This is a genomic window from Embleya sp. NPDC020886, assembly GCF_044333915.1.
GTDB lineage: Bacteria > Actinomycetota > Actinomycetes > Streptomycetales > Streptomycetaceae > Embleya.
Genome location: NZ_JBIRRX010000018.1, coordinates 25,090 through 44,650 on the forward strand (window position 1 = coordinate 25,090; position 19,561 = coordinate 44,650).

General features: G+C 69.7%; 20 protein-coding genes. 10 read left to right on the top strand and 10 right to left on the bottom strand.

Translation table 11 applies throughout. The features are described 5' to 3' along the window. The first annotated feature begins 373 nt into the window (after positions 1-373). Together ACH4U8_RS39150 and ACH4U8_RS39155 are read left to right on the top strand one after the other, a co-directional pair. A complete protein-coding gene (locus tag ACH4U8_RS39150; RefSeq protein WP_360318285.1) occupies positions 374-1,900 on the top strand; it encodes a putative PEP-binding protein in 1,527 nt (508 codons plus the stop codon). A gap of 57 nt (positions 1,901-1,957) precedes the next feature. Beyond that, positions 1,958-2,536: a pyridoxamine 5'-phosphate oxidase family protein gene (locus tag ACH4U8_RS39155; protein ID WP_360318282.1), complete on the top strand. Its 579-nt coding sequence runs from the start codon at positions 1,958-1,960 to the stop codon at positions 2,534-2,536. Positions 2,537-2,582: 46 nt separating this feature from the next. On the opposite strand, the gene ACH4U8_RS39160 is transcribed toward ACH4U8_RS39155, so the two are convergent. Beyond that, complete coding sequence (locus tag ACH4U8_RS39160; RefSeq protein ID WP_395782885.1) at positions 2,583-3,248, bottom strand: hypothetical protein; 666 nt, start codon at positions 3,246-3,248, stop codon at positions 2,583-2,585. Between the two features lie 395 nt (positions 3,249-3,643). Here ACH4U8_RS39160 and pcaD point away from each other — a divergent pair, with 395 nt between their 5' ends. Both pcaD and ACH4U8_RS39170 read left to right on the top strand, forming a co-directional pair. Then, a complete protein-coding gene (gene pcaD, locus ACH4U8_RS39165; RefSeq protein ID WP_360318277.1) occupies positions 3,644-4,426 on the top strand; it encodes a 3-oxoadipate enol-lactonase in 783 nt (260 codons plus the stop codon). A 323-nt stretch (positions 4,427-4,749) separates the two neighbouring features. After that, on the top strand, positions 4,750-5,571 hold the full coding sequence (locus ACH4U8_RS39170) for an IclR family transcriptional regulator (RefSeq protein WP_395782886.1): 822 nt from the start codon (positions 4,750-4,752) through the stop codon (positions 5,569-5,571). Positions 5,572-5,592: 21 nt separating this feature from the next. Here ACH4U8_RS39170 and ACH4U8_RS39175 read toward each other — a convergent pair whose 3' ends face one another. The 3 genes from ACH4U8_RS39175 to ACH4U8_RS39185 all read right to left on the bottom strand — a co-directional run bounded on the left by ACH4U8_RS39175 (position 5,593) and on the right by ACH4U8_RS39185 (position 8,217). After that, positions 5,593-6,207: a hypothetical protein gene (locus ACH4U8_RS39175; RefSeq protein ID WP_395782887.1), complete on the bottom strand. Its 615-nt coding sequence runs from the start codon at positions 6,205-6,207 to the stop codon at positions 5,593-5,595. A 127-nt stretch (positions 6,208-6,334) separates the two neighbouring features. After that, positions 6,335-7,048 (bottom strand): hypothetical protein, encoded by a 714-nt coding sequence (locus tag ACH4U8_RS39180; RefSeq protein WP_395782888.1) that lies wholly within the window; start codon positions 7,046-7,048, stop codon positions 6,335-6,337. A 593-nt stretch (positions 7,049-7,641) separates the two neighbouring features. Beyond that, positions 7,642-8,217, bottom strand: coding sequence for a TerD family protein (locus ACH4U8_RS39185; RefSeq protein WP_020555158.1), 576 nt, complete (start codon positions 8,215-8,217; stop codon positions 7,642-7,644). A gap of 248 nt (positions 8,218-8,465) precedes the next feature. Between ACH4U8_RS39185 and ACH4U8_RS39190 the strand changes: the two genes are divergently transcribed. After that, a complete protein-coding gene (locus ACH4U8_RS39190) occupies positions 8,466-8,969 on the top strand; it encodes a flavin reductase family protein (RefSeq protein ID WP_395782889.1) in 504 nt (167 codons plus the stop codon). 6 nt (positions 8,970-8,975) lie between these two features. On the opposite strand, the gene ACH4U8_RS39195 is transcribed toward ACH4U8_RS39190, so the two are convergent. From ACH4U8_RS39195 to ACH4U8_RS39205, 3 genes are all read right to left on the bottom strand, one after another. Continuing rightward, positions 8,976-9,608, bottom strand: a complete 633-nt coding sequence (locus ACH4U8_RS39195; RefSeq protein WP_395782890.1) for a response regulator — start codon at positions 9,606-9,608, stop codon at positions 8,976-8,978. Next, entirely contained in the window at positions 9,605-10,843 is a 1,239-nt protein-coding gene (locus ACH4U8_RS39200) for a sensor histidine kinase (protein WP_395782891.1), read from the bottom strand. Before ACH4U8_RS39200 ends, ACH4U8_RS39195 begins: the two co-directional genes overlap by 4 nt. Before the next feature lie 314 nt (positions 10,844-11,157). After that, the gene (locus ACH4U8_RS39205) at positions 11,158-11,469 is read right to left on the bottom strand and encodes an ATP-binding cassette domain-containing protein (RefSeq protein WP_395782892.1); all 312 of its coding nucleotides are present in this window, start codon (positions 11,467-11,469) and stop codon (positions 11,158-11,160) included. Positions 11,470-11,769: 300 nt separating this feature from the next. Here ACH4U8_RS39205 and ACH4U8_RS39210 point away from each other — a divergent pair, with 300 nt between their 5' ends. Then, positions 11,770-12,351, top strand: a complete 582-nt coding sequence (locus ACH4U8_RS39210; RefSeq protein ID WP_395782893.1) for a hypothetical protein — start codon at positions 11,770-11,772, stop codon at positions 12,349-12,351. Positions 12,352-12,961: 610 nt separating this feature from the next. Here ACH4U8_RS39210 and ACH4U8_RS39215 read toward each other — a convergent pair. Next, a complete protein-coding gene (locus ACH4U8_RS39215) occupies positions 12,962-14,425 on the bottom strand; it encodes a helix-turn-helix domain-containing protein (RefSeq protein ID WP_360315871.1) in 1,464 nt (487 codons plus the stop codon). Positions 14,426-14,560: 135 nt separating this feature from the next. Between ACH4U8_RS39215 and ACH4U8_RS39220 the strand changes: the two genes are divergently transcribed. The 4 genes from ACH4U8_RS39220 (at position 14,561) to ACH4U8_RS39235 (ending at position 18,223) form a co-directional block, all read left to right on the top strand. Continuing rightward, positions 14,561-15,130 (top strand): ATP-binding protein, encoded by a 570-nt coding sequence (locus ACH4U8_RS39220; RefSeq protein WP_395783024.1) that lies wholly within the window; start codon positions 14,561-14,563, stop codon positions 15,128-15,130. A gap of 710 nt (positions 15,131-15,840) precedes the next feature. After that, positions 15,841-16,137, top strand: a complete 297-nt coding sequence (locus tag ACH4U8_RS39225) for a hypothetical protein (RefSeq protein ID WP_360315874.1) — start codon at positions 15,841-15,843, stop codon at positions 16,135-16,137. Positions 16,138-16,890: 753 nt separating this feature from the next. After that, complete coding sequence (locus ACH4U8_RS39230; RefSeq protein WP_395782894.1) at positions 16,891-17,034, top strand: hypothetical protein; 144 nt, start codon at positions 16,891-16,893, stop codon at positions 17,032-17,034. Between the two features lie 127 nt (positions 17,035-17,161). Then, positions 17,162-18,223 (top strand): hypothetical protein, encoded by a 1,062-nt coding sequence (locus ACH4U8_RS39235; RefSeq protein ID WP_395782895.1) that lies wholly within the window; start codon positions 17,162-17,164, stop codon positions 18,221-18,223. A gap of 3 nt (positions 18,224-18,226) precedes the next feature. Here ACH4U8_RS39235 and ACH4U8_RS39240 read toward each other — a convergent pair whose 3' ends face one another. Then, positions 18,227-18,556 carry a hypothetical protein gene (locus ACH4U8_RS39240; protein ID WP_360315883.1) on the bottom strand — a complete coding sequence of 110 codons (330 nt, stop codon included), beginning with the start codon at positions 18,554-18,556 and terminating at the stop codon, positions 18,227-18,229. A 49-nt stretch (positions 18,557-18,605) separates the two neighbouring features. After that, on the bottom strand, positions 18,606-19,367 hold the full coding sequence (locus ACH4U8_RS39245) for a GntR family transcriptional regulator (protein WP_360315885.1): 762 nt from the start codon (positions 19,365-19,367) through the stop codon (positions 18,606-18,608). Positions 19,368-19,561: the final 194 nt, after the last annotated feature.

The following is a 19,561-nucleotide window of genomic DNA, read 5'->3' on the forward strand; positions in this document are numbered from 1 at the left end:
GCCGGTGCGTGGCCGGCGCGGTGGCTGTTGCGGTGGCCGGCGGGTGCCTGTCGAGATGCCTGTTGCGGTGTCGGCGAACGTCGACTCCGCGTTCGGGTCCCCCACTTCCCCTTTTGTGCGTCCCACCGTCCCCATCCGCCCCCTTTGCGCACAACCCGGCTGGACACGGTCCGTGTGTCCACCAGACTGTGTCGCGGGACCGGGTGGTTGTCTTGTGCCGGGTCGAACCGGTGTCGTGCCGGCAACCGTTACCGCTCACGGCACCCGCGCGCCCACCGGCGCGGGTCGACGTGCGGCGGTTGGACGACGTGGGAAGAAGGGGACACAGCGTGGGAGAGCTGCACTGGGCCGGCCGCGACCGTGCCCGGGTCGTATGAGCACGGTACTGCGCGGCACGGGGGTCGCACCGGGTTCCGCGGTCGGTCGGCTCGTGGTGGCCCGGGTCGGAGCAGGCGGTGTACCGGCTCCGGCGGCACCGGCCGACATCCCGGAGGCGCTGGACACCGTGGCCCGGCACATGGACGATCTGGCCGGCGCGCTGCGTACCCGCGGGCGGTCGGCGGAGGCGGACATCGTCGACTTCGCCGCCCTGATCGCGCGGGACCGCGAACTGCGGGACGGCGTCGCACTACATCTGGCGAGCGGTCTGGCGCCGATCGACGCGTTGGCGGCGGCGGTACACGATTTCGCCGACCTGCTGGCCGGCTTCGACGACGAACTGATCGCCGAGCGTGCGGTGGACGTACGCGATGTGGGCCGACAGGCCGAGGCGCTGCTGCGCGGCGAGGATCCGACGGGCGGGCAACTCCCGGGCGGGGCACCTGCGGTGCTGGTCGGTGCCGAGCTCGCGGCGATGGACCTGTTGCGCGGCCCCCGGCCGGCGGCGGCGGTCTCCGAGCGGGGCGGGCCGACCGGACATCTGGCCATCGTGGCGCGGTCGTTGGGGATACCGCTGGTGCTGGGCATCCCGGTGGCGGCGCTGGCCGACCTGGCCGAGGACCTGATCCTGGTGGACGGCGAGGCGGGTACGGTCGAGGCCAACGCCGGTGCGCGGGTGCGTACCATTCCGGCGCCTCGACGGGTGCCCGGTGGCGGCGCGGGGCAGGCGATGACCCGGGACGGGCGGCGGATCCGGGTGCGGGCGAACGTGGCGACCGTCTCGGACGCGCTCGCCGCGGCCGAGGCGGGCTCCGAGGGCGTCGGCCTGCTGCGTACCGAACTTCCCTTCCTGGCCGAGGAGTCGGGTTGGCCGGACGAGGAACGGCAGGTGGCCGTGCTGGCGCCGGTGTTGGCCTCGGTGCCGCCGGGGCCGGTCGTGGTGCGCACCCTGGATTTCACCGGTGACAAACGACCGCCGTTCCTGCGCGACCGGCGCATGACGCTGCCCGGATCGGAGGCGCTGACCGCGCAGTTGCGCGGGATCATGCGCGCGGCGGCGGAGACGGGGGTGGAGGTCGCGCTGTTGTTGCCGATGGTCGACCATCCCCGGCGGATCAAGCATGTTCGGGGTCTGCTCGCCGCCGCGTGCGGTGAACTGGGCCTGGCCCCGCCGCCGTTGGGCGCGATGGTGGAACTGCCACAGGTGCTCGCCCAGGTGGACGACCTCGCCGAGCACGCCGACTTCCTGTCGCTGGGCACCAACGACCTGACCTCCCGGTTGCTCGGGTTGAGCCGGGACGACCCGCGGCTGACCCCCGCGTCGGCGGCGCATCCGCGGGTGTTGGACGCCATCGCGCAGACCATCCGGGCCGGGCACGCCCGGGGGCGCGCGGTGTCGCTGTGCGGGGACGCGGCGGCGGATCCGGCGGTGTTGCCGCATCTGGTCCGGCTCGGTTGCGACGCGGTGTCGGTGGCGCCGGCCGCGCTGTCGCGGGTGCGGGCGGCGGTGCGGGCATGCTGACGGCGCCGTCGGGAGTGCCGGAGGGGGGCCGAACGGGGCGGCGCGGATAATGCGGACATGGGAAAGACGTATGAACGCATGGACGGCCGCCTGCGAAAGTTCATCGAGGACCAGCCGGTCTTCTTCGTGGCGAGCGCGCCGCTCGCCGAGGACGGGCATGTCAACGTGTCGCCCAAGGGTCGCTCCGGCACGCTCGTCGTGCTGGACGAAACGACGGTGGCCTACCTGGACTTCGGCGGCAGCCACGCCGAAACCATCGCGCACCTGCGGGAGAACGGCCGGATCACGCTGATGTGGTGCGCGTTCGAGGGCCCGCCGAAGATCGTCCGGGTGCACGGGATCGGCGAAGCGGTCTTCCGCGACGATCCGCGCTTCGCCGACCTGGTGGCCCGGTTCGGCGACGCGGACGCGAGCGGGCTGCGCGCGGTCGTGGTGGTGCGCGCGACGTTGATCAGCGACACGTGCGGCTACGCGGTCCCGTTCATGGACTACCGCGAGGAGCGCACGCTGCACGAGGAGTTCCTGGCCCGCAAGACGGACGCGGAGTTCGCCGAGTACACCGGCAGTAAGCCCTACAACGTGGCGAGCATCGACGGCCTCCCCGCCGTCCCGCTGCCCCTCCCGTCGCGCGGCTAGCCGGTCGTCGGGCCGGGCGGCTCCGGGAGGAGCGGGCGCGGGCGGGTCAGCCGGGGTGCGGGCCGCCCTGCTGCGGATACTGCGCGTACGGGTTCGGGGCCTGCGGCGGGTAGCCGACGGGGGGCTGCGGGGGCTGGGCCGGGTACGGGTTCGTGGGCTGCGGGGCCTGGGCCCGGGCCGGGTACGGACTCGGGGTCGGCGGGGCCTGGCCGGGGTACGAGTTCTGTTGTGCTGCGTACGGGTTGGGCGCTTGGGCGGCGTAGGGCTGCTGTTGGCCGCCGGAGGCGGTGTACGCGTCGATCAGGAAGCGGAAGATCCATTCGCCCTCGGCGCGCCACGGGCGGGGGAAGTTGAGCTTGGCCGGGCGGTCCCGGCCCGGGAACCAGAAGTGCATCCGGCTCCAGGTCGTGTTGATCTTCAGCTCGGAGAGCAGTGCGCCGGCCTGGGCGTGGGTCAGCGCGTAGGCGACCTCCTTGGGCCTGCTGGAGAGCGCGCTCGCCCGATGGAACATCACCCCCTGCTGGGTGACCGTGAAGAAGTAGTAGTCGGACATCGACGCCCCGATCAGTGCGCCGATTCCGCCGAACAACGCGAACAACATCGGGTTCGGGCCGCGGACCACGAACATCGTGGCGAGCGGCTGATCGCCCGGGTTGGCGGCGGCCACCGCCTCCGCGACCTGCCGTTGCATCGTTGCCTTGCGGACCGCCATGTGCGTCGCCTCCCCGTGAGGCCGCCACCGCGATTGCGGCAGGGCGATCAGAGGCTAACGGTGTGCTCGGGCCCGGTGGTCGCGGTCGGGCAAAGAATCCCGGTCCGATCCGGCGCCCGGGCCTTGGGCTTCCGCTGGGCGGAAGTCGGGCGCCCGTTGGTGGCGGGCGACCGGAGACCGTGTGCGGTACGAGCGGCGCTCGGTGCCGGCGCGCGCCGCGGAAGCCGGCCGGTCGGGGCAGGTCGGACCTCGGCGCGAAACGGCCGGCACCTTCGTGATCTGCTGGGGTCGTTGGACGAGGCGGTTTTCCATCCGGCCGCCTGCTTCGGCTCGGCCCCGGCTCTGCTCGGCCGGGCGCTCGCGCACCATCGCACCGTGTTCCAAGAGAAGGACCAATGACGATCGCCACGCTCAACCACCGCTTCGACGGCCCGGCCGACGCCCCGGTGTTGATCCTCGGCCCCTCGCTGGGCAGCGAACTGGGCATGTGGGACGCACAGATCCCGGAACTGTCCCGGCACCACCGGGTGCTGCGCTACGACCTGCGCGGACACGGCACATCCCACCCGGTACCGGGTACGGCCTCGGTCGGCGATCTGGTCGGCGACGTGCTCACGTTGGCCGATTCGTACGGCATCAAGCGGTTCGCCTACGCGGGCATCTCGCTCGGCGGGGCGGTCGGTCTGTGGATGGGCGTGCATCATTCCGAGCGGCTGACCGCCCTGGTCTCGTGCTCCTCGTCGGCGCGCTTCGGCGAGCCGGAGCCGTGGCTGGAGCGGGCCGCGACGGTGCGCTCGCGGGGCATGCGGGAGTTGGCCGACACGGTGATCCGGCGCTGGTTCACGCCCGAGTACGCCACGCGCGAGCCGGCCGAGGTGCGGCGCATCCTGGACATGCTGTACGGGTGTCCGCCGGAGGGTTACGCGGGGTGCTGCGAGGCGCTGGCGCGGTACGACCTGCGGTCGGAGCTCGGGCGGATCGACGTGCCCACGTTGGTGATCGGTGCCGAGCGGGATCCGTCGACGCCGATCGAGCAGGCGCGGGAACTGGCTGCGGGGATTTCGGGGGCCACGCTGGTGGAGGTCGGCGATGCGGCGCACTTGGTGAATATCCAGCAGGCCGAGGTGGTCACTTCGGCGATCTCCGCGCATGTGGCGGCGGGGCGCGCGGGAGGGTGAATCCTGGCCTGCGGCCGGATTTTTGTCCTCGAACGCCGGACGGGCTGGGGGTGACGGTCGGTTCGGTGGGTGGGGTTGCGGTTGGTGGGAGTGGGGGCCTTGTTCGTCCTCAATCGCCGGACGGGCCGAAGGGGGCAGGCGTTCGGCGGGTGGGGAGCTTTGGTCTTCCTCGGACGCCGGACGGCTGAGGGGGTGGTCGGTTCGGTGGGTGGGTTGGGGTTGGTGGGGGCTTTGGTCTTCCTCGGGTGGGGGACGGGCTGGAGGAGGTTGGTGGGGGTGGGGGTGGGGATTGGGTGGGGGAGGTTGTTCGGTTGGAGGTCGGGATGACGCCGGGCACGGTTGCCGGGAAGGTGATGGCCATCCTGGGTGCGTTTGCGGCGGGGGATGGGCGGTTGCGGCTGACGGAGGTGTGTCGGCGGGCGGATCTTGCGCCGGCCACCGGGCATCGGCTCATGGCCGAGTTGGTCGCCGGCGGGTTTCTGGAGCGGCTGGACGACGGGTCGTATCGGGTCGGGGTCAAGCTGTGGCACATCGGTACCCAGGCGCACGCCGCGACCGACCTGCGCGATCTCGCGTTGCCGCATATGGAGGACCTGTACGAGGCGACGCACGAGAACGTCCAGCTCGCGGTGCTGCGCGACGGCAAGGCGCTCTACCTGGAGCGGCTGCGCGGCACCCGCTCGATGCCGATCGTCACCCGGGTGGGTACCGAACTGCCGCTGCACGCCACCGGTGTCGGCAAGGTGCTGCTCGCGTACGCGCCGAGGCAGTTGCGCGAGCGGGCGCTGTCCGAGCCGCTTGCCGCGCACACGTCGCGGACCATCACCGATCCGGACCGGCTGCGCGAGTGCCTGACCGAGGTCCGTCGCACGGGTGTGGCCACCACGTCGGGCGAGATGACCGTCGGCGCGCACTCGGTGGCGGCGCCCGTCCGGGACCGGCACGACACCGTGGTCGCCGCGCTGTCGCTGGTGACCGGACGCCGTACGGCCGACCTGCGGCGGCTGATCCCGACCGTGACGACCGCCGCGCGGGCGCTGTCGCGGGACGTGGCCCAACATTGGAGCGGCAGCGCGGACATCGGCGGTGACGCGGATTGGGGCACGGGTGGGCGCGCGGATGGGGACTCTCACCCACGTGGGTGACAGTCCCCGGTAGCGCGTCGGTCAGAGTTTCAACATCGCCTGCACGAACGAGCGGTACTTGTGCAGCGCCAGCCGCAGTTGCTCGGTGTCGTCTCCCGCCGCGCGCCGGGCCTGCTCCAACTCGTCGCGTCGGGCCTGGATCGCGTCGGTCACCAGCTTGGTGAGCCGCGCGGCCACCTCGTCGGCGTCGGAGACCGCGTCGGCGGGGCTGTCCACGAAGGCCGCGAGGGTGTCCCGGAAGCGCGCGTGCAACTCTTCGCCGGTCTCCCGGTCGAACAGCGGCTCCGCGGCGGGGCCGGTCCGGCGCGACGTCTTGCGCGCGGTCGGCGTGCGGTTCGACGAACTCCGTGCACCGGCTCCCGCCGAGGGCGCCGGCGGTGCGCCGTCGGCCGCGTTCCGGACCGGGAGGACCGACGTCCCGTATGGCTCCACGTCGTCGTGCTGGCGGTGCGGGAGGCCGGCCACGGACGGCGGCTGGGTGGGCGCCGGCGGGATCCCGCCGGAACCCGGACCGGCGCCGTCGGTGACGCGGGCCTGGCGGGCGGCGCGGTCGCGTTCGTCGCGTTCGACGACGGGAGCGTCGTCCCGGCCGGGACCGGCGGTGCCCGGTCCGCTCGGGGAATTCTGCTTGCGCATCGGTATGGGTCCTCTCGTCCGGTACGACTGGCGGTGGCGCCGTTCCTCCGAGCGTTCCCCGTTCAGGACCGCTCTTTCCGTTGTCCGTGACCACTCGGTGTCCGGGGGCGCCCGGGCGGGCGTTCGGTCAGCGGGTTTCCGGCTTCGTGGTGTCCAGGCGGGGGCCCTTGGCGTCCTGGTCGGCCTGCCACGCGTCGGTTCGTTCGTTCCGCGTCGAGCCGGTGGTGCGGGGGGCGCCGGCGGTGTCGGTCGGGTCGGTCGCGCCGGTCGGGGGAGCGGTCCTCGTGCCTTCGCTGCGGCGCGGCCGGTAGGGCTGACCGAGCAGGTCGTCGAACAGGGCGCGGTGGTGGATCATCGCCTGGCGCAGGTCCTCGGTCTCGGCCTGGCCGGCCTCGCTGCGTCGGGCGATCTCGTGTGCCTGGCGGTAGTGGTTCAGCGTGTGGCCGTGTTCGACGGACAGCAGTTCCATCCGCTTGTCGTGTGCACCGGTGGGGTAGCCGCGCTCGCGCATCAGTCGGCTGATCAGCTCGTCCGCCGCCTGTACCGCGTCGTCCGGAGCGTCCACGAACCGTTCCTGGACCTCGGTCCACTCGGTCGCGTACTGCTCTCGGGCGGCCGGGTCCAGCGGTTCGAGCTTGAGTTCGTTGTGCCGACGCTCGCGGTCGACCAGATTGCGCTCGGCCTCGCGTCGGTCGCCGTACTGCTCGACGGCCCGATCGTACTCGGGGCCGAATCGCGTTTGGAGATGCCTGCGTCGCAATATCGAACGGCCTGCGAAGGCTGCGGCGGCGAGGGCGACGACGATCACCACGGCCAGGATCACGGTCGCTGTCGGGTTCACGGGGACTCCCAGGTGGGTCGGGGCTTGGATCGTGCGGTTTCGGTGGAACCTTGGAGGCACTTCGTGTATTGGCTGTTTTTGCTCGTGCACACATGACTTGCCGGGAGTGGGCGGGCCAAACTCCTTGCGTGTGGCGGGGATTCCGGTTGGGCTGGGTTCGCCTCATGCGCCGGCGGGGCTGGGTGGCCTCAAGCGCCGGCCGGGCTGTTTCGCCTCAAGCGCCGGCGGGGCTGGGTGGCCCTCAAGCGCCGGCGGGGCTGAGTGGCCTCAAACGCCGGCCGGGCTGTTTCGCCTCAAACGCCGGCGGGGCTGGGTGGCCTCAAGCGCCGGCGGGGCTGAGTGGCCTCAAACGCCGGCCAGGCTGTTTCGCCTCAAGCGCCGGCGGGGCTGGGTGGCCTCAAGCGCCGGCGGGGCTGAGGGTCCTCAAGCGCCGGCCGGGCCGGTTGTGCTTGTGCGTTGGGTGGGCTGGGTTTGGCTCAAGGAGGAGTGGGGCTGGGTGGTTTTGAAGGTGGGTGGGGTGGTCCTGGGGTCGGGGTGTGGAAACGCCGGCCGGGGTGTGGCCCGGCCGGCGTTCGGGGTTGCTTGGGGTGGGGTCAGACGCTGACGCCGAAGTCCTTGGCGATGCCGGCGAGGCCGGAGGCGTAGCCCTGGCCGAGGGCGCGGAACTTCCAGTCGGTGCCGGCGCGGTAGAGCTCGCCGAAGAGCATCGCGGTCTCGGTGGACGCGTCCTCGGAGAGGTCGTAGCGGGCGAGTTCGACGTTGTCGGCCGCGTTCAGTACGCGGATGAACGCGTTGCGGACCTGGCCGAACGACTGCTTGCGGTTGTCCGCGTCGTAGACCGAGACCGGGAAGACGACCTTGTCGACGTCCGCGGGGAGCTGCGCGAGGTTGACCTTGATCTGCTCGTCGTCGCCCTCGCCCTCACCGGTGCGGTTGTCGCCGGTGTGCTCGACGGTGCCGTCCGGGGTCTTCATGTTGTTGAAGAACACGAAGTGCTGGTCCGAGTAGACCTTGCCTGTCGCGTTGACCACGATGGCGCTCGCGTCGAGGTCGAAGTCCTCGCCCGTGGTCGTGCGGAGGTCCCAGCCGAGGCCGACGACGACCGCGGTCAGGCCAGGGGCCTCCTTGGTCAGGGAGACGTTTCCGCCCTTGCTCAGGCTCACGGCCATGGGTGTTCCTTCCAGAGGATGTATGACGTCGCGGACGACGCTACTGCTACTGATCCGGACGTGCAGCAGGCACACGTAAGTTCCCGAACGCGCCGAAAGGGGCCGTCAAGGTGGCGGTGATCACGGGGCGGAAGCCCGCTCCAGGTTATTGACGGTTCGTCAGTTCCGCCGTTCAATGGCCGGGACAAAAAGGCATACGACTATTAGTCATATGCAAGAAATCCAGCTTCGGACCCCTGGGGGCAGCCATGTCCAGCGCAACGACGCCGTCGGCCGGGATCGATCAGGCGCGGATGCGTCAGGTCATGGGCCACTTCGCCACCGGCGTCACGGTGGTCACCGCGATCCACGACGGCGCGCCCGTGGGCATGGCCTGCCAGTCGTTCACGTCGTTGTCGCTGGAGCCGGCGTACATCTCGATCGCTCCGGCGCTCACCTCGACGACCTACCCGAGGGTGCGCGCGGCCGGCCGGTTCGTGGTCAACATCCTTGCCGAGGACCAGCAGGACGTGTGTCGTGCGATGGGCCGCAGCGGCGGCGACAAGTTCGTCGACGTCGACTGGGCGCCCGCCGACAACGGTGCTCCGCGCCTGGCCGGTGCGGTGGCCTGGATCGAGTGCGACATCGCGCACGAGTTGCCCGGCGGCGACCACGTGATCGTGATCGGCACGGTCACCGCCCTGGACCTGCCACGGGACACCGCGCCGCTGATGTTCCACAAGGGCCGGTACGCGCGCCTGATCGCCGGGTAGCGCGGCCTATCTGCCGGCGCCGGGCAGCAGCCCGTCCGCCATGGCCACCGTGACGGCGGCGGTGCGGTCGGTCACGCCGAGCTTGTTGAAGGTGCGCAGCAGGTGCGTCTTGACGGTGGCCTCGCCGATGTACAACTCGCGGCCGATCTCGGCGTTGGTCATCCCACGTGCGACCAGGCCGAGCACCTGCGTCTCGCGCGGGCTCAGCGCGTCGCGGACCGGTGCCTGCAACCGGGTGACCAACTTCGCGGCCACCGGCGGGGCGAGCACGGTCTCGCCCCGGGCGGCGGCGCGGATTGCGGCGGCCAGTTCCAGCCGAGGGGTGTCCTTGAGCAGGTAGCCGGTGGCGCCCGCCTCGACCGCGCGCACGATGTCGCCGTCGGTGTCGTAGGTGGTCAGGATCAGTACCTGCACCCCGGGCAGTTCGCGCACGATCCGCCGGGTCGCGGCGACGCCGTCGGTGCCCGGCATCCGCAGGTCCATCAGCACCACGTCCGGCCGCAACTCGGCGGCGCCGGCCACCGCCCGTTCCCCGTCCTCGACGGAGGCGACCACCTCGAAGTCGGCCTCGGCCGCGAGCATGCCCGCCAGGCCCTCGCGCACCACGGGATGGTCGTCGGCGATGAGCAGCCGGATCACTGCGGTACCTCCACCCGTACGGTCGTGCCTCGGCCGGGCGCCGAGAGCAACTCGACCTCGCCGCCGACCTGCGCCAGCCGCGCCCGCATTCCGGGAAGACCGTATCCCCCCTTCCCCCGCCCCGGTTCGAAGCCTCGTCCGTCGTCCACCACGGTCAGCCGGGTGGCGAACGGACGGTAGGCCAACTCCACCGTCACCGAACGGGCGTCGGCGTGTTTGCGGACGTTGGCGAGCGACTCCTGAAGCACTCGTACCAACACCACCTGGATCGTCGAGGACAGCTCGTGTTCGACGCCGGCGACCTGGAACGTCGCGGACACCTCCAACTCCTCGCCGAGTCCGGCGACCGTGCGACCGAGCAACTCGGCGATCGGCTCGGCACGCTCCGCGCCGCCCGCCGGCCCCTGGGCGGCGACCAGGGCGCGGGCCTCGGCGAGGTTGTCCCGGGCCACCCGCTCGGCCAGCTCCAGGCGTTTGCGGGTGGCGGCGGCGTCCGAGTCCACGGTGATCCCGGCCGCCTGGAGCAGCATCAGGATGCTGGTGAAGCCCTGTGCGAGCGTGTCGTGGATCTCGCGCGCCATGCGCTCGCGCTCGACCCGCACTCCCGCCTCGTGGTGCGTCGCGGCCAGCTCGGCCCGGGTCGCCTCCAACTCGCGCAGCAGCCGTCCGCGCTCCTGCACCTTGGCGGCCAGCCAGTTGATGATCCGGGCCATCAGAAAGCTGAAGCCGAGCGCGACCACCATCTCGGCCAGGATCCTGATCATCCGATCGTGCGCCCAGTGCGCCTCCCGGGCCTGGAACGCGCCGTTCACGCCGAAGAGGTAGACGCCCGCCGCCATCGCCGGGAGCATGCGCTCGATGAACGTGAAGGTCAACGGCATCAATACGTACATCAGGGCGATCCGGTCGGGATCGACCATGCTCAGCGCGGTCACTCCGCCATACGCGAGTACCAGGTGGATCTGCCCACGCCGATCCCACGTGTACGGATCCACCCCGGGTGGGAGCAGCAGCCGGAACGACACCGGCAGCAGTACGAGCACCACCAGGCACCACGGCGGTTGGTCCGCGCCGAACTCGGCGGCGGTGGTCGCGGCGAGGATGAAGTAGGCGTAGCGGTACGCGGTGAGCAACTTGTTTCCGAAGAGGATCTCCTCCTCGTCGATCGGGGCGGGTATCGGGGTGCTCACCGCACCGGCCCCGGGCACCGCACCGGCGGGGTTCGCCGCATTCACCGCATCAACCGCATGTGCCGCGTTCAACGCTCGTTTCCGCTCCAGTCGAAGGTCCCGATCCACACGACCAAGCCGAGCACACCCCACCCGGCGAGCACCAGCGCCACCCGGCCGGTTCCCGGCTTCCGGCCGGCTCGACCGCCTGGAACGTGTCCGGCAGGAAGACCGAACGCATCCCCTGGATCAGCCGTTCGAGCGGGAACAGCGCCGCGAACCGCCGCACACCGGCCGGTGGTTCGTTCAGGTCGAGGCCGACGTCTTCCAGGGCGGTCGGGTGATGGTCGGCTCCGGTATCTCGCCGCCCGGGCGCACGGTCAGCTCCGCCACGTCAGCCGATTCCCGGAGCACGATGCCGATCCGGGTCCGCCGGCGCGAACCCGCGCTCGCCGGATGCCGGCCCGGGAGCGCGACCTCGCCCGCGTCCCGGGAGCGGTAGCCCTCGGGATCTCGGTCGTCGTGTTCTTGCCCGCCCCGTTCGGGCCGAGCAGCGCGAAAATCTCGCCTCGGTACACGTCCAGGTCGAGGCCGTCCACCGCCGGGCGGCCTCGGTGGCTCCGGCGCAACCCGCGCACCGTGATCACCGAGTCGGGGTGGGTGCGGGTCGGGCGCCGGCGCTGTGTCGTCATGCCTCGACGATGGCGGGTGCGGGTCGGGCGGCGGGTCGTACGATCGACGGACGCCGGCTGTCCGTCGATCGGTGGACAGCCGGCGCGGGACCGGGCGGACGCGGTCGGCCTCGGGCCCGTCCGTCGACGGTGGTCGACGCGGAGCGGGCGTGTGTGCGGTCGGCCGACGGGTCGGCGTGGTCGTACGGGGCAGGCGTGCGGTTGTATCGCGTTGCCGGTGTGAGACTTCCCGCTCCCTGCGACAACCGGTCCGGTGGCACCATGACAGGACCGGGGGAGTCGCTCGTGAAGGGATTTCGGATGACCGCGCAGCCCGAGGTGACGGCCGATCAGCACCGGTCCGGAGAGCGGGAATCCGCGCTCTTCGACCCCACCGTCGCGGCGCCGCCGCTGGTGGACGTGGCCCGATTCGGCTTCGAGGGGCCGCTTGCGGCGACCGCCGCCGCGTGGAGTGCGGACGCGGTCTACTGGGAGTACACGAAGGCGGCCAACCCGATCGGCGCCGGATACACGACGCCCGTCCCGGTGGAGCGTTTCCCGGCCGAACTGCACGCCGGCGGAGTCACCCGGGTGATCCCGCTCGATCTGGCCGAGCCGATGCGGATCGCGGGCGGCCCGGCGACCAGTCCGGCGCTGCTGGCCAACTTCGTCCGGATCAACGCGGGCGACCGGCTCGCGGTGCGGCCGAACGCGACCTCGCAGCTCTACTACGTCATGTACGGACGGGGCATGTCGCTGGTCGGCGGCCAGGCGGTGGAGTGGGAGAAGGGCGACTTCCTGGTCCTGCCGGACCTGGGCGAGATCACCCACCACGCGGCGCAGGATTCGGTTTTCTATTGGGTGCAACAGATTCGTGAATGTAACCTCGGGCTGGCAGCCTGAGTCATGCACGCGTCGTCTCAACTTTGGTGACGTGACCAGCGAAGATGCGTGAGAATTGGTCTATACCTTATCTGGATCGTGACCTTGCCTTCCTTGCCCGCCCGACCGGGGTCGTTGCTGCGGGGCGTGTCGTCGCACGCTGGTGGTCGACGTGGGGCCCGAACTCGGTGTCGGGCGGGGCCGCTACGATAGCCGGCCGGCGGACTCGGAGGCGGCAATGGGCATGAGCGAGTGGCAAACGGGCAACTGGGACGTTACTTACAGCACGACGGCTGACTACCCGAAGCGGCACACTGTCCGACTGGAGTTCGATACCGAATCGGGTTACGGGCCCAGCATTGGCCAGATGCAAACGGCACTGCGGGCTTTGGTGGCACTCCCGGCTGAAGCTTGATCCGCTGTCTGACGATGGGCCCCTGGTTGACATCGCAATTCATGACGTTGTGAGGGTCGACGAACGACCTTAGAGACGGCGTTGAGCGTCCTCTAGCCGTTCCGAGTAGTACGCCTGGTCGCGGGGGAAGTCGGCTAGTTCACCGATGCCTTCCCCAAGTGCTCCCACCGCAGTAGACCAGTCACGCGCGGCGTACGCGGCTTCCCCTACCAGAAGTCACATGGACTGAAACCGTGACATGAGGGCTGCGACTTCGGGTTGACTTGCATGGCCCTTCATCCGCATCTGAAGCCCGTCCATGGCGGCACTGACCCGGACGGACGGAATGCCCGCCGAGAGGTCAAGCGCACGATGGGCGGCCGTGGCGGCAGCATCCAATTCGTTGCGCTGGATGTGACTTGCGGCTAGGACTGCTTGGCTGAGGGATGCTCGCCGGGGGCGCTTCTGGGCTTGGGCGGCGGCGATCGACTCGCGCGCGAACGCTTCTGCGTTGACGGAGTCGCCCATGTCACGCAAGCTCCCGGCAATCTCGCCGGTGACGTATGCGCTGTCAATGAAGCGGGCCCACTCAGGTTCGTTCTGGTGGTTGACGGTGTCGTAGGTGCGTTCGGCCTTGTCGATGGCACGTACGGCTGACATGACGTCGCCGAGACTGGCATGGGCGCGTGCTTCAAGGACAAGCAGATCGGTGGTCGCTGCTGGCGCGGTGATCCCACGTAGTCCTTGGCGCCCGGCACGGGCGAGAGACAGCCCCTCTTCTGGATGTCCGAGTTGGGTGGCCTGATCGCTGAGACCTGCAAGTACGTGTGCCCCAAGCATTCTGTTGCCGGATGCCTGAGCTAGCCGGAGTGACTGAATCAGGTAGCGCTCGGCTAGTCCCTGGCGCCCGGCATCGAATGCCATCCACCCGGCGAGATAGGTTTGTTCGCTGGCCACCTCGTAGAGGGCATGTTGTATCGCTGGTGCGTGGGGTTGCCCAACGAGCGGCATTACATGCTCGGTGAGGAACTGCGCGACCAGTCGCCGTGCTGTATCGCCTCCACCGCCGATGACGTCCATCTCCTGGAAGCCGGCGAAAGCGCGGCGGATGGTCTCGATCTGGTCGGCCCCTACCCGACGGGGCTTCGCTCCGTCCAAGTCTTCAAGGCTAGCCACCAGCCAATCACGGCTTGGTACACCCAGAGCACTTACGGCAAATGTCGCGTTGGTGAGGAATGACCGTCGGTTCATGTCGCTGCTCCCCAGAGTCGATACAACGGTCAGCGTATCGGTGAGGGAACGTGTGTACGTGAGTCCGATCTCGGACTCTTTTGTCTGTTCATGTGCTGAACTTGTGAGAGCGACGTCTTTGGAGGGTTCCCTACTACCCCGCTCCCACGGGCGTGGTGCAAGTCCCAGCATGTCCCCAGGGATTCGCAGAGCATCGGCGATCGTCTCGATTTTTTCGATCGTGGTGATCTCACCTTCGCCGCGTGCCAGCAGTCCCACGCGGTTGGGTTTGATGCCACATGCCTCGGCGATTTTCTGGAAGCTCACGCCTCCCCACTGGCGAGCAATCTTGAAAACCGCACCGAAATCTCGGATGCGTAGGGCTTCGCGCATCTCGTCTCGATCGAGAACCTGCGGGGGTAACGCTGCTGGTGAGATGGGGTAATCGGCCACAGAACCCTCTTCGATCACACGTAGTTGATCATTGCTCGCCCAGAGTCTACCCCTGAGGGATATACCCATCATGGGCTGACGATTGGATTCCGAGTCAATGACGCTTGTCGCATGGCCGGAACGAACCAAGAGCAGGCGGGTCTTCGGGGCTTAATGATCACGCAGGACCCGGCCGAGCGGACAGCAATCGTGGGGTCGCCCTACCTTGACCTGGGGAATGGGTCGTGGGCGCTCGGATCGGGCGGGTGCAGCTCCGGGTGTGTGCCAGGTGGGGCTTTCGCGTTCGGCAGGGATGAGGTGTGGGCGTCAGTGCCTGCCTCGGTGGCCGGAGCGCGGGCGTGGACGCGTGATGTGCTGTCCCGGTGGGATCTGTGCGTCCTGAGCGATGACTGCGAGTTGTGCGTCTCGGAGCTGGTGACGAATGCAGTCAAACACGCTCCCCCTGTGGATCCCAGTGTGGGGATCACGGTGCGGGCGTGGCTCTGGACGCGTCGGGCGCTGGTCATCGAGGTCATCGACGGGTCGCCCTGCCTCCCCACCATGCCGGCGTCGGATGTCCTACGTCCGTCCGCGTCCAACTTGACGCACCTGCCGTGTGGTCATCGGGGACTGCTGGCCGTGGGCTGCGTCGCGGACGATCTTGTCTGGGAGCGGCGCGAGTACGGGAAATCCGTGTGGGTGCGCTTCGTGCTGGGTCCCTATGGCCTGCACGGTCGGCCGTGAGGCTCTCATGATCGGCGGGGGCCGCTGCGCTGAGGCACGGTCGGCGGTTCCCGCTTCCCCGGGGGGTTGTTGAGCCTTCCCCCCCCGGGGGCGGCTCTGTCGGAACGCGGGGAAGTGGTGCCTCCTCGACTCACGACAGGGTCCGGCGCCTGGATCTGCATGGTCCGGGCGCCACTTGATCGCCACGGTTGCGAATTCGTCCCTCGCTTCCGTGGGCCCTGCCCGCAAACTGGGTTGCTGGTGGCGGGGCGGCGGTGCCCGGACTTCGAGCGGTCCGGGCACCGCTTCGAGTTCTCGGAGGAGTGTCCGGTTCCACTTCTCCGGGTGCCTCGCCGGGGCGGGCGTGTGTCAATCCGTCCGCCGTTCGGACCCGGCGGGGTGGTGTCCGAAGTTCGATCCTTCGGGCACCTTGCAAGTCCCCGGAAGCGCGCCCCCCTTCCGGGGCCGTCGCGGCGGCGACGGGTGGCGGCGCCTGTCCAAGGCGGGTGCCGCCATCGACCTCCGGGGGATGCCTTGACGCGACTCGGGCATCCCCCGGGACCAACCGAATAGTTCAGTCCGGACCACCCCGCGACCTTGGCGGGGATGGGGGTGGTCCGGGTGGGGCCCTGATGGAACCCCGGTACCGATGGTACCGGGGTTGTCGCGCTGAGTTCTGCGTGACGGTCCATCAAGGTCCTTGTGCTGGGCGGGCGTTGGGAGGAGACACGGTGGACATGGACGAGGGTGCGGACGGGACGGGTCACCTAGACGGCTGCGGGGTGGCTGAGGACTGGGATCCCGGATCGTCGCTGTGGGTGGCCGGGGTGGACTATCTGGGGGCGTGGCGTGCCGCTGCCGCTGCGGCGGATGAACTGAACGTCGTGCTCGCCGAGTTGGGCATCAACGGTGCCCGGGTGGTGGTGGTGTCCGGGGCGGACGGCTGCGCCACTGTGGATGTCCGGCTGCCGGTGGCCGTTGCTCGGATGGTGGCCAGCCGGCTGCGGCGGGTGTCTCGCGCGGCATAGGGCCCGGCGCGGTCTGCGGTCGTGTCCCGTCATGCCGTGCACGCACCGGTTGTCCCGTGGGACCCGATCGAACGCGGGTGAGCATGGGCGGCCGGCACCTTTGACCCGTATCGGCGGTGCGCGGGTGGGTCCCACCTGGGATCACCCCGCCTCCTCTGTTGTGAACCCCGCGCCGGTGACGTGTCGGCCTGGTGCGCGCGGTCGGCGTCCGCAGTGTTGGGCCGGTGTCCTGCCCGTGCGGGGGTCGGGCATGGTCGGGGGCCCGTACGCTGGCCGGCACAGTGGGGAGCACCGCTCCCCACCCGAATTCCCCACTGAGGGCCCCCGGCCTTGCCCGACGCGGGGTCCCCGTGCGGGGAGGTGGCTCAAGACTGCGGACGCCGGCCCCCACGGAGCGAGGTGTTCCCGGGGGAAGACGTACCGGTGTCTTCTCTGTGAAGGCAGGCACCGCGGCTGCCCACTCGCGCGCCGGCTCGATGGTCGTGTCCTCGGGCAGCCGCTGTGCCGGACCTGCCGCGCCGGCTTCGTGTACCGGGCGGGCCGCACCACGTGCACGTCCTGGTGCTCGATGTCGCGTCGGTTTCGTGTACGGGGGCGGGGCCGGCCGGGGTGTCGACCCGGGATCGGCGGCCACGCCGCACGCCCGGGGCGGGCGCCCCGGGCGGGCCCGCCCCCGGCGCGGAACGCGCCGGGCTTGAGTAAGTAGAGAAAGTCTCGGCCATTCTGGGGCTTGGGCCCGACACAGGAGGATGCGTGGACCACGACCAAGAGCACGACCGCGATCACGTCGACGGGGAAGACGACTTCCGGGATGTGGTGCTGTGGCCGGCACGCCCGGCCGACCCGGACGACGTCGACCAGGACGCTATCGACCCGGACGGCATCGACCCGGCCTGAGCGCGAGTGGCCTCGCCCGGATCGACAGGGCGGGGCTTCCGCCGGTCGTCTGCGGTCGGTTTCTCGGCCGACGGAATGATCTTCGCGCGCGGGTATTTCGGTTGACACGGTGTTTAGGCTCCCGTGCATGATCCGGAAAAAGAAAAAGAGTTTATTGATGATCTTGGCGGTGGCGGCGGTTTCGTGTGCGGGTGGCGATCCCTCGGAGCGGTCCGCACGCTCGTCCTCGCCCCCCGCCCTCACGTCTGTGGCTCCGTCCTTACCACCCGTGGCGTCGCCTCCGGCGCCGGTGCCAGCCATATCCGAATCCGACGCGCGCGCGACCGTCGTCGCGTTTTGGGCGGCGAAGGAAACGGCCTTCGAGACGAAGAATGCGGCCCCGCTCAAGGACCTGGAATCGGGAATCATTCTCGGGTCGGATGCGAATCGTATATCCCGAGTGGCGAAGTACGGGCAAAGTCCGACGCTATTCTACTATCCGAAGTCGGTGGAGAATATCCGTGTCTATCCCACGGGGCAGACTCCGCCGGGGGCGGACCGGTATTTCCTCTCCAGTCAGAGGATATCTGTCCTCTCGGATCAACGGACCATGTATGTGGTCTTTCGCCAGAGCAGGGGCGAGGGTCCCTGGCGGGCGGTTCACACGTCGCTGTTGTGGGCGGAGAACGTGAACGGCGATCCGCTGCCCGCGTCGGGTACTTCGCTGGTCACCGTGCCCGGGGCGGACGCTGCCTGCGGGGCGCTCGGGGACCTGCTCAACGCGAAGGACGACGTACCCGCCGGCTATTGGGGGGCGAGCGGGCCGGCGGCGGCGAAAGCACGCATGTGGCGGACCCGCAACAACAGGGCGGGAGATACCCGGGTGCACGTAGTGGCGGAGAAGTCTCCGGATGATCCGGGGCCCGTGTGGGTCCTGCCGAGCGGAACCCGTTTTGCGCCGTGCGCCATGGCGGAGACGTGGACTTTCACGCCACCCGAGCACACGTGCCTGCACTGGGATGGGACCTGGGGGGACGAACAATTCTACGGACGTGACGTCTGGGCCGGCGGCGGGCAATCATTCGAGGCCGGAAACTACGGGCTTTCCATCCCGAGGGACGGAAAGCCCGTAGACGTCCTGTCCTTGCAGTGGTTCGGTCTCGATCTCCGCAGTGACGACTGTCCGTCGTCCTATCGGAAGGAATCCTGAGCGCTAGCCGGCGTCCGCAATGTAGTAGTTCGTGAGTACGACGTATCCGGCGTGAGTGATATCCGTGTCGTCGTGGACGATCTGGAATTTGTGGCCTCGGGCTTCGAGGTAGGACCGGATGAGCATCACCGAAATCCAGTTGTCGCCGACCCAGTACGCGCGGGCCCAGTGGTCGGCGAGTTCGGGCGCGTCGTCGACGACGACGAACCGGTGAGGGTCGTGGGGCGCAGCAGTTCGCCACGGCTGTCCGTCTTGGCAGAGCCGCGAGAAATCGCTCGGGGACATGGCCATCACGATCACGGAGGGGCTGTCGGGGGTGTTCGGCGTTGTCACGGTGACTCCTTCGTCGGTGGGTGAACGGATCGGGCGTGCGTCGGGGCGGTCATTCCCGCGCGGTGGCCTTGGCGCGGCCCTTGGCCACGATCGGGTAGGCGACTGCGGCGGTGCCGACCCTGGTCTCTTCGAGAATCAGCGGTCCGGCCGTGCCGGCGGTAACTCGGTGCACGACTAGCAGGGGGGTGCCCTCGGGCAGCCGTAGCGCGGTGGTCTCGTCCGGGGTGGGTGTCCGGGCGGTGACGGTCTCGTGCCATGTGAGGCGGTGGCCGGCCGCTTCGAGCGCGGCGTATAGCTCCGGCTGCGGGCGGGTGGGGTCGTTTCCGAGTTCGGCGCCAGCGGCGGTGGCGAACGGGACGATCGTGCGGACCATCGCCCGTGTGCCGGTGGGCCGGTGGGTGATCAGGCGGTCGCAGCCGAACGCTGCTTCGCCTTCGTTCATGCCCAGGGCCGGCCCGGTGATGGCGTCGGTGGTGGTGCGGTAGGCGGTGGGTTCCTCGTCCTGGGACCACTCGGTGCCTGGGTCGGCGTAGCGGCCGGCGCTGCGTGTGATCGTCCGGTCCAGGGTCACGGCGGGCGCATTCTGGGCGGCGCGCACGAACGATCCCCGGCCCCGTTGGACGGTGACCAATCCCTCGGTCCTCAGTGCGGCCAGAGCCTGGCGCACGGTCGGACGGGACACCCCGTACCGCTCGGTCAGGGCACTCTCGGACGGCAGCAACGACCCCGGGGGGTACTCTCCCGACTCGATATCTCCCCTGATCGCTGTTGCCAACTGCCTGTAGAGCGCGGCGGGTCGGACTAGATCCATGGGGTCTCCTCGTCGGTGGCTGCGGTTCACCGTGGGCGCGGGTTCGTCTGCTTCCGACTGTACGGCGCCACCCATGCTGATGTCACCTGTCCTGACAAGTCACTTGCGTCACGCCTCCTTGTGTTTGACACTTGTCATGACAAGTGACGTCCGACAACCGATGGGCGTCCGTGAGTGGCTGGAGGCCACACCCC

Excerpts from the sequence above, each read along its gene's own strand:
- ACH4U8_RS39150 (WP_360318285.1), top strand. The coding sequence starts at position 374 with ATGAGCACGGTACTGCGCGGCACGGGGGTCGCACCGGGTTCCGCGGTC.
- ACH4U8_RS39190 (WP_395782889.1), top strand. The coding sequence starts at position 8,466 with ATGTCCAGCGCAACGACGCCGTCGGCCGGGATCGATCAGGCGCGGATG.
- ACH4U8_RS39245 (WP_360315885.1), bottom strand. The coding sequence starts at position 19,367 with ATGGATCTAGTCCGACCCGCCGCGCTCTACAGGCAGTTGGCAACAGCG.
- ACH4U8_RS39210 (WP_395782893.1), top strand. The coding sequence starts at position 11,770 with ATGACCGCGCAGCCCGAGGTGACGGCCGATCAGCACCGGTCCGGAGAG.
- ACH4U8_RS39205 (WP_395782892.1), bottom strand. The coding sequence starts at position 11,469 with ATGACGACACAGCGCCGGCGCCCGACCCGCACCCACCCCGACTCGGTG.
- pcaD (WP_360318277.1), top strand. The coding sequence starts at position 3,644 with ATGACGATCGCCACGCTCAACCACCGCTTCGACGGCCCGGCCGACGCC.
- ACH4U8_RS39160 (WP_395782885.1), bottom strand. The coding sequence starts at position 3,248 with ATGGCGGTCCGCAAGGCAACGATGCAACGGCAGGTCGCGGAGGCGGTG.
- ACH4U8_RS39175 (WP_395782887.1), bottom strand. The coding sequence starts at position 6,207 with ATGCGCAAGCAGAATTCCCCGAGCGGACCGGGCACCGCCGGTCCCGGC.
- ACH4U8_RS39155 (WP_360318282.1), top strand. The coding sequence starts at position 1,958 with ATGGGAAAGACGTATGAACGCATGGACGGCCGCCTGCGAAAGTTCATC.
- ACH4U8_RS39185 (WP_020555158.1), bottom strand. The coding sequence starts at position 8,217 with ATGGCCGTGAGCCTGAGCAAGGGCGGAAACGTCTCCCTGACCAAGGAG.
- ACH4U8_RS39220 (WP_395783024.1), top strand. The coding sequence starts at position 14,561 with ATGATCACGCAGGACCCGGCCGAGCGGACAGCAATCGTGGGGTCGCCC.
- ACH4U8_RS39235 (WP_395782895.1), top strand. The coding sequence starts at position 17,162 with ATGATCCGGAAAAAGAAAAAGAGTTTATTGATGATCTTGGCGGTGGCG.
- ACH4U8_RS39170 (WP_395782886.1), top strand. The coding sequence starts at position 4,750 with ATGACGCCGGGCACGGTTGCCGGGAAGGTGATGGCCATCCTGGGTGCG.